General features: G+C 45.1%; 13 protein-coding genes (1 of these 13 only partly in view). 9 read left to right on the forward strand and 4 right to left on the reverse strand.

Annotated features, from left to right (window positions below; translation table 11 throughout):
* Positions 1-112 precede the first annotated feature (112 nt).
* The 5 genes from H6849_02410 (at position 113) to H6849_02430 (ending at position 2,333) form a co-directional block, all read left to right on the forward strand.
* Positions 113-838 (forward strand): hypothetical protein, encoded by a 726-nt coding sequence (locus H6849_02410; GenBank protein ID USO01871.1) that lies wholly within the window; start codon positions 113-115, stop codon positions 836-838.
* A gap of 147 nt (positions 839-985) precedes the next feature.
* Entirely contained in the window at positions 986-1,540 is a 555-nt protein-coding gene (gene pgsA / locus H6849_02415) for a CDP-diacylglycerol--glycerol-3-phosphate 3-phosphatidyltransferase (GenBank protein ID USO01872.1), read from the forward strand.
* On the forward strand, positions 1,533-1,670 hold the full coding sequence (locus H6849_02420) for a hypothetical protein (GenBank protein USO01873.1): 138 nt from the start codon (positions 1,533-1,535) through the stop codon (positions 1,668-1,670). Before pgsA ends, H6849_02420 begins: the two co-directional genes overlap by 8 nt.
* 73 nt (positions 1,671-1,743) lie before the next feature.
* On the forward strand, positions 1,744-2,094 hold the full coding sequence (locus H6849_02425; protein USO01874.1) for a twin-arginine translocase TatA/TatE family subunit: 351 nt from the start codon (positions 1,744-1,746) through the stop codon (positions 2,092-2,094).
* Complete coding sequence (locus tag H6849_02430) at positions 2,094-2,333, forward strand: hypothetical protein (protein USO01875.1); 240 nt, start codon at positions 2,094-2,096, stop codon at positions 2,331-2,333. The genes H6849_02425 and H6849_02430 overlap by 1 nt, the downstream gene beginning before the upstream one ends.
* 63 nt (positions 2,334-2,396) lie before the next feature.
* Here H6849_02430 and H6849_02435 read toward each other — a convergent pair whose 3' ends face one another.
* Entirely contained in the window at positions 2,397-3,692 is a 1,296-nt protein-coding gene (locus H6849_02435; protein ID USO01876.1) for a HAMP domain-containing protein, read from the reverse strand.
* Positions 3,693-3,710: 18 nt separating this feature from the next.
* Entirely contained in the window at positions 3,711-4,511 is an 801-nt protein-coding gene (locus tag H6849_02440; GenBank protein ID USO01877.1) for a response regulator, read from the reverse strand.
* Here H6849_02440 and lpdA point away from each other — a divergent pair.
* From lpdA to H6849_02460, 4 genes are all read left to right on the forward strand, one after another.
* Positions 4,493-5,905 (forward strand): dihydrolipoyl dehydrogenase, encoded by a 1,413-nt coding sequence (gene lpdA / locus H6849_02445; protein ID USO01878.1) that lies wholly within the window; start codon positions 4,493-4,495, stop codon positions 5,903-5,905. The genes H6849_02440 and lpdA overlap by 19 nt on opposite strands.
* Positions 5,906-5,920: 15 nt before the next feature.
* Entirely contained in the window at positions 5,921-6,844 is a 924-nt protein-coding gene (gene lipA, locus H6849_02450) for a lipoyl synthase (GenBank protein USO01908.1), read from the forward strand.
* Complete coding sequence (locus H6849_02455) at positions 6,831-7,280, forward strand: type II toxin-antitoxin system RatA family toxin (protein ID USO00955.1); 450 nt, start codon at positions 6,831-6,833, stop codon at positions 7,278-7,280. The genes lipA and H6849_02455 overlap by 14 nt, the downstream gene beginning before the upstream one ends.
* 61 nt (positions 7,281-7,341) lie before the next feature.
* Positions 7,342-8,667: a hypothetical protein gene (locus H6849_02460; protein USO00956.1), complete on the forward strand. Its 1,326-nt coding sequence runs from the start codon at positions 7,342-7,344 to the stop codon at positions 8,665-8,667.
* 85 nt (positions 8,668-8,752) lie between these two features.
* Here H6849_02460 and groL read toward each other — a convergent pair whose 3' ends face one another.
* Together groL and groES are read right to left on the reverse strand one after the other, a co-directional pair.
* Complete coding sequence (groL, locus tag H6849_02465) at positions 8,753-10,411, reverse strand: chaperonin GroEL (protein ID USO00957.1); 1,659 nt, start codon at positions 10,409-10,411, stop codon at positions 8,753-8,755.
* 27 nt (positions 10,412-10,438) lie between these two features.
* On the reverse strand, positions 10,439-10,529 hold the 3' end of the coding sequence (gene groES / locus H6849_02470; protein USO00958.1) for a co-chaperone GroES. Its footprint extends 197 nt past the window's final position; only the last 91 of its 288 coding nucleotides appear in the window; its start codon lies off the right edge, out of view; its stop codon occupies positions 10,439-10,441.

Consider the following 10,529-nt stretch of genomic DNA (forward strand, 5'->3'; position numbering starts at 1 on the left):
CCGTAATAATCCGGGGATATCTTTTTGGAGCGTATGCCTACACTGTTGACAAAGCCCTGTGCTTGGCGGTGGGGCTATGTGTTTATAAGGAAAACTAAGGGAATCTTTGCTTATGAAAACTCTTCTGCGTCATTGCGCACTCTTTTTCTCTGTTGTAACAATTGCTGTGGCCTCCTCTTCATCTCAATCTGTTGGTCGAGAATCATTCCCGCAAGTATCAAGAAGCTTTTTAGGGGAATCAGGTCTGTATTTCCTTGACCGCAGAGATTTTTTACCGACGAACTCAGGTGGTGATCATCTCACTCCTTTGATTGAACAGACACCCTGGGTTTGTTATGAGAGCGAGTCTTCCAGTGATGGATTTTGTAGGTTTTATAGTGGCGATGAGAGGGCAGACTCTCAGACTCCTGATAATCCTTTACCGGACGTTGTTCCCTGGAATCTGCCCTGTATGATGGTGGACGAATCCATCGTTCAGTCACCAGTAGTCTGTTTGGGCGCATCATCTACGACTTGGCGTGCTACAGATCCAGAAAAGGATAGACGGTGTCCCCGATCCTCCCATGAAAGAGAGGACGCTGATACACCCCCACTAGAGATTCTGCGTCCGGATTGGTCCTGTGTGTTGCGGAGGGACAGCCCTTCTTCTGATTGGGGTCAAGTGGCCCCTGGCCGGGTATCACGATGCGGCACCCCAGAGTTATTACAAAGGCTCTCTAGTGATTTTAGGCCTCTTGAACTCTTAGGCACGCAGGGTCCAACCACTTCTCCTGTGCCACACTCTGATGGCGAAAGGCTTGATGCGTTCTATGGGTGTGTGGGGCGTGGGCAAGAATAGATGATGGAGATCTGATATGTGCAACTCTAACCTTTCAATAGTAAGAAAATAGATAGGTTAGCCCTGAAATTATTAGAAAAACGCCTATTCACTCTTGCGATAAGGAATTTGTGCGCTTACAAATAATATAATTCAGGGGTTTTTTGTGTGAAACTAAACTTTCCAAATCTTCTAACGTTGCTGCGTATTGCTGTGATCCCTCTTGTGCTTGGTTTATTATGGCTTAATACACCCTCAATGAATTTTGGGGCTATGGTGTTTTTTGCGATTGCTTGTATCACGGACTTTTTTGATGGATATTTTGCCCGGCGCTGGGATCAGGTTTCTGCTTTTGGTCGTACGCTTGACCCTATTGCAGACAAGCTGTTGGTTTCCTTGTGTTTATTCGTACTTGTTTCGATGGATCGGATCGAGGGGGTCCATGTCTTGCCAGCGCTTATAATTTTGTGTCGAGAAATTTTAGTATCTGGGCTACGGGAATATCTTGCAAGCGTTCAAATTCTTCTTCCGGTTTCACGTGGCGCCAAGTGGAAAACAGCGTTACAGATGGTAGCAGTCGGGGCATTGGTATTGGGATCAGGAGGAGGAGATGTTTTCCCCACCCATGCTGTGGGAGTTTTCCTTCTTTGGCTTTCTGCTGGTCTCACCATTATTACGGCTTATGCCTATATGAAGGTTGGTTTTAAGCATATGGATGTTTGATGATGGTTCCAAAGACCCCACTATCAATCCTCAACATAACCCCGTGATGGGTCTTGCGTTTTGGAATCTTCCTTGCGGAAAGTGGAAGGGATTTTCCACGGATTCTGACGACCATCGCGGTTCACAGTGACAAATTAAAAAAGCGCTTGTTGTGTGTTCAGCAAAGGCTTATACTTTTTAACAGTATTATCTATTGATCCCACATGAGTTTTGGTTTTTGGCAAATTGCGTTAATTGCTGGTCTTGTTTTTCTAGCCTTTCGTTCACAAAGTATTCACAAATTCCTGAAGGAGTTTGGTAAGGGTGTTAAGGCTTTTAAAGATGAAGTGAGTGATGATGCACATAAAGGAAATATTGTTTCTTTGGCGTCTGCGCGCAAAGACTCTCCTGTAAAAAAGACACCTTTGAAGACACCTATAAAAAAGCTTTCTGCGACGAAGAGTGTTGTTAAGAAAACGGCGCAGAAAAAGGCACCTGCAAAGCCCTCTTTAGCCAAGAGTGCCGGTGCTAATGCCAAAAAGCCTGCAGCCAAAAAGCCCATTAAAAAGAAATAATGCTGGGCTCACTCAATGAGTGGTTGGTGATCTTTGCTGTAGGTATTTTTGTACTTAGGCCCGAGGATATCCCCCGATCTATGCGCCTTGTGGCACGCCTTGTTATTCGTTATCGCGCCTGGCGGGAGGCGATAGTCTCTCAGGTAGAATCAACAATCCGCGATGTGGAGATTGAAGACTTTAAAGCGGAAATTTACAAAGCGTGCGCGGATGATGCTTCCAAGAATTTACCGTCATAAAAATTAAACATCTGTTTCCTGTTTGGCCTTAGCTTCCTTATCTCCCGTGTTTTTATCGCGGTTCTAACGCGGAAGTTTGATGTTAACTCCCAGGCCTCCATGGCGGCTGTCACTTAGACTGATGCGTCCTCCATGACGCACAATAGCATCTTTTGTGATACTAAGTCCTAAGCCAGTGCCACCGGTTTGAGGGTTACGCGATTCTTCTAGTCGGAAAAAAGGTTTAAAGACATCAAGACGTGCCTCTGCAGGAATACCAGGGCCATTATCCTCAACACTTATATATATGTAGTCTTTGCTGGTATAGGTGTGTATCCATGCGTGCGTTCCGTAGCGAAGGGCATTTTCAAGAATATTGCGTAGGCCACGTAGCAAAAGCCCCCGTCGACAGCGAAACATTGTCTGTGCGGGGATATTAATATCCTGGGTTATTTGCTCTATAGATACAGAGGCTGCCGTTTCGATAATCAAATCTGTGAGGTTTACTGTGTCAACAGGCTCGCTGTCTTCTTGGCCCTTGGCAAACGCTAAATAGGCATTCACGAGGTTTGTCATTTCTTTGATGTCTTTCATTATCCCTTCTGTTTGGGTAGAAGGATCCATTAAGGTTATAGCGAGCTCCATACGCGTTAGGGGTGTGCGTAAATCATGGGAAACCGAAGCAAGCATCTCGGTGCGCATGCTCATTTGTCGTTGGATACGTTGTTGCATGACTTGAAAGGCTACACCGGCCCGCTTTACTTCTTCGGCGCCCTCAGGTCTAAAGTTAAAAGAATGATCCCCCCGTCCGAAGTGATAGGCTGCATCGGCTAAGCGTCGCATAGGACGTACGTGATTGCGCATAAAAATAGCTGCTGCCAGAAAGAAAAGAAGAGGTGTAAAAAATGCCCAAAGCAAAAAAACGGGTGTTGCTATGGGAGAAAGGTACTTGCGTGGCGTGCGCAAAATCAACCACTCACTTTGGTGAGGGGTAATCAGATAAATAAAGTTCTTGCGAACCCCTAACTGAAAAGGTCTATCCAATGATTTGCGCAGATTTCTATGCATGTATTTGCGAACAACCCCATTTGCCCGCAGCTTTATCAAGGGTTTTTTCTTGCTCAGCTGTGGTTCAATTTGAAACCTCTTGGCTGTTGCAATACCCTTTGTTGGGTTGTTGGCATAATCTTCTATAACGGTTACGAACTCTTGAGCAATCCGATTGCCCAAATGGCGCGTCACCCATGTCCAGTGACGATCATAAAACACCGTTGTTGTAATAATCTGGACCAGCACAAGGGGTGTTAAAAGAATGAGCAAGGATCGCCCAAAGAGTGTTCGGGGAAGAAATATTTTAAGGGCTTTAAATGGTTTCCACATGTTGGTTCCTGAGGTAGTTTAAGGCTTTAAGACATACCCCTTGTGACGTTCAGTGACAAGGTATAAAGGGGCTTTGGGATCAGGTTCAATTTTCTGGCGCAAGCGCGCAATTTGCACATCAACACTGCGTGGGGAAAGCTCTACACCCATGTGAGCTGCTAGATTTTCTCTGGTTATTAGCTCCCCCATGTGGTGTGCGAACAAGTTCAACAAACAGCGATCGTTCGTTGTAAGAGGAATTGGAACATTTCTTTTGCAAAGGGTTTGTTGGCTCATATCAAAAGTATAGTCTCCAAAAGTTACACAAACAGGTTTTTTAATTGTATGATCAGGCAGTTGCATGCGTTTTAAAATATTTGTAATGCGCAAAATCAATTCTTCCGGCTCAAAGGGTTTACCAAGGTAGTCGTCTGCCCCTTTGTGAAGGCCTTGGATACGGTCATGTGTGTCACCGCATGCTGTAAGCATAATGACAGGAAGAGTCTGCCGAACAAGCGGAGACTCAGCACGTAGCCACATGAGGAGGGAAATCCCTGATTCACCGGGCATCATGACATCAAAAATAGCAAGATCAATTATTGTTTGGCTATTGCAAAGATGCATCCTTGCCGCGTGGGCGCTTTCCACAGAAATGACGGAGAAGTTATTGCGACAAAGGTACTCATCCAGAAGCACACGCAAGCGTGTGTCATCATCTACAACAAGAATTGTGCGTTGTGCTTGAGTCATAGGCACGAGTATAGTATGAATTTTAGGGTACGCCCAGATAATTGCGGTGAATTTTATTGAAGGAATAATCCATGATTGACTCATCATCATTTGACGTAATTATTATCGGTGCAGGTCCTGGTGGTTATGTGGGAGCTATTCGCGCGGCGCAGCTTGGTCTGCGTGTTGCCCTTATTGAAGCGGAAGAACTCGGTGGCGTGTGCCTGAATTGGGGGTGTATTCCGACAAAAGCCCTTCTCAAAACAGCTGAAATGTATCGTCACATTCATGAGGCTACTGAATTTGGGCTAAATGTTACAAGCATGAAGGTTGACTGGAAAAAAGTGATTGCTCGGTCGCGGCATGTCTCCAATCAGTTGACGAGGGGTATTGCGGGGTTGATGAAAAAAAACACAATAACAGTGGTGAAGGGGTGGGGTAGCATCCTGGGAAAGGACGCGGCGAATTTTATGGTCCGTGTGACACATGGCAATGATGAAAGATTGTTGGAGGCTGCACATGTAATTGTAGCAACCGGAGCAACAGCCAAAGCATTACCTCATGTTCAGCCGAATCACACCCATATTTGGACAGCACGAGATGCTATGACGGCTGATAAAAGACCAGACTCTCTCTTGGTGATTGGCAGTGGTGCTATTGGGATTGAGTTTGCAAGCTTTTATAATACCTTTGGCACAAAAGTGACGGTTATAGAGATTCAAGATCGTATCTTACCTGTTGAAGATCGTGAGGTATCAGCATTTATGGAAAAGTCTTTGGCAAAACAGGGCATCAGCCTACTAACTAATACTACGGTTTCTGCTCTCAAGCCAAAGGGAAACCTTGTGGAGGTTGTTCTCAAGGATGCCTCAGGAAATGAAGCATCTCACCAATTTGACCGGGTTTTGTCGGCTGTTGGGATTGCAGGAAATGTGGCAAACATCGGACTTGAAAAAACAAAAGCTGTGGTTGAGAAATCTCAAATTATCACTGATTCTTACATGGAAACAGCGGAACCGGGAGTATATGCAATTGGCGATGTAACAGGAGGGCCGTGGCTTGCCCACAAGGCCAGCCACGAGGCAGTGATCGCAATTGAACATATTGCAAAACAGAAAACACATGCTTTAGATAAATCGTGTATTCCGAGTTGCACTTATAGTTACCCCCAAGTTGCCAGTGTGGGGATAAGTGAAGCGGAGGCTGTTGCCCGGGGACTATCAATCAAGGTGGGGAAATTCCCCTTCATTGGCAACGGAAAAGCCCTAGCCTCAGGAGAGATCGAGGGATTTATTAAAACTATCTTTGATGCCCAATCGGGGGAACTGCTCGGTGCTCATATGATTGGTGATGGTGTGACAGAGCTTATCCATGGTTTTGTGCTTGCGAAATCAGGGGAACTAACAGAGGCTGAAATTATGAAGACGGTTTATCCGCATCCGACAATGTCTGAAATGATCCATGAGTCCGTTTTGCAGGCATTTGATCGCCCATTACATATATAGATTTGTTTGTGAGGAATATCTGTGGCTGACATACAAACAAAATTTCGTTTGCAAAAACCTGAATGGATACGGGTAAAGGCGCCCGTATCCCGGGAATATAAAGCAACCAAGACGTTGATTGCGCACTACAAACTGAATACTGTATGCGAAGAAGCTTCATGTCCTAACATCGGCGAATGTTGGGCAAAACGTCATGCGACCATTATGATTTTAGGTGCCGTATGCACGCGAGCCTGTCGGTTTTGTGATATTGCTACGGGACGTCCTGATCAACTTGATCCCCATGAGCCAGATCGCGTCGCAGAAGCTTTAGAAAATTTGGGTTTACGACATGTGGTGATAACATCGGTAGATCGGGATGATTTGGTTGATGGTGGTGCTGAGCATTTTGCGCGTACCATAACTGCCGTTCGTAATCGCTGCCCGCACACAACGGTTGAGGTGCTAACACCAGATTTCTTGCGTAAGGGGGACGCGTACTTAGATGTAGTCCGTGCAAAGCCAGATGTCTTTAATCACAATCTTGAAACAGTTCCCAGGCTTTATGCATCCGTAAGGCCTGGTGCTAGGTACTTTCACTCACTAAAACTGCTCGCAGATGTCAAGAAATATGATCCTACTATTTTTACAAAATCGGGCATTATGGTTGGTCTTGGTGAAACAAAAGAAGAAATTTATCAAGTGATGGATGACCTGCGTTCCGCTGACGTTGATTTTTTAACAATTGGCCAATATTTACAGCCATCACCGAAACACCATCCAGTGATTGATTTTATTACACCAGATTCTTTTGAGGACTATGCGGATATGGCAAAAGGAAAAGGTTTTTTGGTGGTATCTAGCTCACCTTTGACGCGCTCATCGTATCACGCAGATGCTGACTTTCTTCGCTTAAAAGAAGCGCGCCAGGAGTGCTTTGGGGCCTATGACCGAATATAGCGAATCGCGCCTATTACCCTTCCGTGCAGCTGATTTATTTGAAATTGTTGCAGACGTTGAAGCGTATCCCTCTTACATCAAGGGATGCAAACGTGTGAAGGTTTTGTCCCGGTCGGATAATCAATTGCAGGCGAGCGTTGTCGCAGGGATTGGGCCTTTTTGTGAAACATATACGTGTACGGTTTATTTTGACCCTCCTGTTTCTATTCGTGTGGCGTATGGTAAGGGGCCTTTTGTGCACCTTGAAAATGTATGGACATTTCATTCGTGTCACGAGGCACATGAGCGTATTTCCACGCAGGTTGATTTTTATATCTCCTTTTTATTTCGTGCGCCCTTTTATCAAATTATGATGGAGGCAATCTTTAAGAAGATGGTTCAAGAGACAATTTGGTCATTTGAAGGTGAGGTTTACCGAAGGCTACGTTATAAATAAGAAAGTGTTTTGTTTACCTTATCGTGATAATATTTTGTGAAGTTATTTTTAGGGTCAGACGATGAGAAGATATGTAGCAGTGCTTTCGGTGACTTTTTTGTCACTTTTCACACACAGGGTTGGTGCGGAAACGGTGCGTGACCAGGGCAACCATTCTTCGGGATTGCGCAAAGGATATGACCAGGAGCTTGACTCTCGCAACCGAGAAAAGACACATGATACTTCATTAAAATCCCGGGTGAAGTCGCGTGGAAAATTCCGATGGACTTATGATTCTTTGGATGCTTCAAAGCGTGCACATGCCCAAGCGGGTAATGCCTCTGTTATGTGTGAGGATTTATGCAGCAGAAAAAGCTGTCGACAAGATCCCAAAGGACAAGGTCGTGCTTGTGTAAAAAAGTGTCGAGAGGCTATTTTTCAAAAAAATCCTGATGGAACCTATGCGCTTAATCTTTCAGGTAAGCATATAATGTATCCTGAAAACTATCAAAAGGCAGATAAGACTCTTCTCAATACTCCAGGGCATAAAAAATCGTATGAGGAATGCAAGTTAGCCGTTGTGGTTTCTGGGCTTTCTCTTCCTCTGTGGAAAAATGGCAGTATTCAAGGCGTTGATGCGGTAAGGGAAGACAATCCTGGTAAAACTATTCCCTCGCAAAAAAAATCCGCATATAACCAGGATCAGAAAACTCTTCCCTCTGAGTCTTCATCCATTGTGGATACACAGACTTCTTCTGAGGTATCCCGTGGGCAGAAAAAAGACGCAGAGCCTGATGTGCGTCTAGAAGAATCATCCTCTTCGCAACGCACCGCTACTGATGAGGTTCCTCAAAAAGAAACACAATTATCTCAAAGTAAGACAGAATCTGAGAAACCTGCTGATACAGAAAAAAAGACAAAAAAAGAGGTGTCGAGCAGCTGGTTTAGTGGTTGGTTTGGAAAAAGCAAACCTGTTGTGTCCGATCAAGGTGATTCAAAGAAAAAACCGCCTTCTATCAAAAAAACAAAAGAGAAAAAATCCCCAAAAAATCGTTATTTTGATACTCAGCCCTTGAAGGATCTTGGGCAAGCGATGAGGGTCCAGTCAGGGGATTTAGAAGGAGCGGAAGCAGATCGCTCTGCAGGCTCTTCAGTTATGGTGATATCTTTGCCAAAGATTATCCAGGCAGCGCGCGCGGGTGAGAAAACAGCAAGCTCTGCCATGCTCAAGGCCTCAATAGCTGAGTTACAACGCACGATGTATACGTTGAAAGATATGATTCCTAAGGCAAATGCCCATGAGAAACAAATGATTACGGCATCCATGGAAATCGTGAAAGGTTTGGTGCAAATTATGGAATCTTCCCAGGATGTAGAAGGAGATTCCACAGCCAAGATCATTTCCTAAGGGTACGCCAGTTATTCAATAAAAAAAGAGGAGTGTGAACTCCTCTTTTTTTGTTAAGTGAACATCAGAAAGGTACAAAGGGGGATTAGAATCCGCCCATTCCACCCATTCCGCCCATTCCACCCATTCCGCCCATTCCACTCATATCAGGAGTTTCTTTCTTTTCGGGCTTATCAGCAATCATGGCCTCGGTTGTGATGAGCAATCCTGCAATGGATGCTGCATCCTGCAGCGCTGCACGAACGACCTTTGTCGGATCAACAATGCCAAACTTGAACATGTCACCATATTCATCTGTTAAGGCATTGTAACCAAAGTTTGGATCATTTTTATCATGGATTTTGCCGACAACGATTGAACCATCAGCACCCGCATTCACAGCAATTTGGCGAATAGGAGATGATAGCGCGCGACGAACGATTTCATGCCCAACGCGTTCTTCGTCGTGATCTGCTTTGATGCTGGCGAGCTCATTTGTGCTGTAAAGAAGGGCAACACCGCCACCTGCAACAATGCCTTCTTCAACGGCCGCACGTGTCGCTGCTAGGGCATCGTCAACGCGGTCTTTCTTTTCTTTTACTTCCACTTCTGTTGCACCACCAACGCGAACGATGGCAACACCTCCGGAAAGTTTCGCAAGACGTTCTTGGAGCTTTTCACGATCGTAGTCTGATGTTGATTCTTCCGCTTGTCGGCGAATTTGTCCGCAACGTGCTTCAATATTCACTTTTTCTCCTGATCCATCAACAATCACAGTCTCGTCTTTGCTAATGCGCACTTTCTTTGCTTGGCCAAGTGTATCCAGAGTAACATTTTCAAGCTTCATGCCCATGTCTTCGGAAACAACCTGCGCATTTGTGAGAATAGCGATGTCCTCTAGCATGGCCTTCCGACGATCACCAAACCCTGGGGCTTTCACTGCAGCAATTTTGAGACCGCTTCGTAGTTTGTTCACAACAAGCGTTGCTAACACTTCGCCCTCAACGTCCTCAGCAATAATAAGAAGAGGTCGACCAGACTGCATGACGCTTTCAAGTGTTGGCAACAGTGGCTGTAGAGAAGACAGTTTCTTCTCAACAATCAAAATGTAAGGATTATCAAATTCTGTGAGCATACGTTCGGAGTTGGTTACGAAGTACGGTGATATGTACCCACGATCAAACTGCATACCTTCAACAACCTCGAGTTCTGTATCCAGTGATTTTGCTTCCTCTACAGTAATAACGCCTTCATTACCTACTTTTTCCATGGCTTTGGCAATAATTTCGCCAATTTCTTTGTCACCATTTGCAGAAATAGTCGCAACCTGGGCAATCTCAGAATTTGTTGATACTTTTTTAGAACGTTTTTTGAGCGTTTCAACGACCAACGCAACAGCATGCTCGATGCCTCGCTTGAGACTAATCGGATTCATGCCACCGGCAAGGGCGCGCACACCCTCACGGACGATGGCTTGTGTTAAAACGGTTGATGTTGTTGTCCCATCTCCGGCAAGATCAGCTGTCTTTGATGCGACCTCACGGACCATTTGGGCGCCCATATTTTCAAAGGGATCACTCAGTTCAATTTCCTTTGCAACAGTAACGCCGTCTTTGGTGATGCGCGGTGCCCCAAATGATTTACTGAATACAACATTACGCCCCTTAGGACCCAGTGTTACTTTTACTGTATCCGCAAGAATGTCAACGCCACGCATCATACGTTCGCGTGCATCTGCACCAAATTTTATATCTTTAGCAGCCATAGTTTTTCTCCTTAAAAAGTTGTTATATTAAGCGATAATGCCCATAATGTCTGACTCTTTCATGATCAAAATGTCTTCGCCGTCAATCTTGACTTCGGTTCCAGACCATTTACCAAAA

This window comes from Alphaproteobacteria bacterium, from assembly GCA_023898725.1.
In the GTDB taxonomy this organism is placed as follows: Bacteria; Pseudomonadota; Alphaproteobacteria; order JAUHZC01; family JAUHZC01.

Coding starts and splice junctions, on each gene's coding strand:
- H6849_02410 (USO01871.1), top strand. CDS start 113: ATGAAAACTCTTCTGCGTCATTGCGCACTCTTTTTCTCTGTTGTAACA.
- H6849_02420 (USO01873.1), top strand. CDS start 1,533: ATGTTTGATGATGGTTCCAAAGACCCCACTATCAATCCTCAACATAAC.
- H6849_02425 (USO01874.1), top strand. CDS start 1,744: ATGAGTTTTGGTTTTTGGCAAATTGCGTTAATTGCTGGTCTTGTTTTT.
- H6849_02430 (USO01875.1), top strand. CDS start 2,094: ATGCTGGGCTCACTCAATGAGTGGTTGGTGATCTTTGCTGTAGGTATT.
- H6849_02435 (USO01876.1), bottom strand. CDS start 3,692: ATGTGGAAACCATTTAAAGCCCTTAAAATATTTCTTCCCCGAACACTC.
- lpdA (USO01878.1), top strand. CDS start 4,493: ATGATTGACTCATCATCATTTGACGTAATTATTATCGGTGCAGGTCCT.
- H6849_02440 (USO01877.1), bottom strand. CDS start 4,511: ATGATGATGAGTCAATCATGGATTATTCCTTCAATAAAATTCACCGCA.
- H6849_02455 (USO00955.1), top strand. CDS start 6,831: ATGACCGAATATAGCGAATCGCGCCTATTACCCTTCCGTGCAGCTGAT.
- H6849_02460 (USO00956.1), top strand. CDS start 7,342: ATGAGAAGATATGTAGCAGTGCTTTCGGTGACTTTTTTGTCACTTTTC.
- groL (USO00957.1), bottom strand. CDS start 10,411: ATGGCTGCTAAAGATATAAAATTTGGTGCAGATGCACGCGAACGTATG.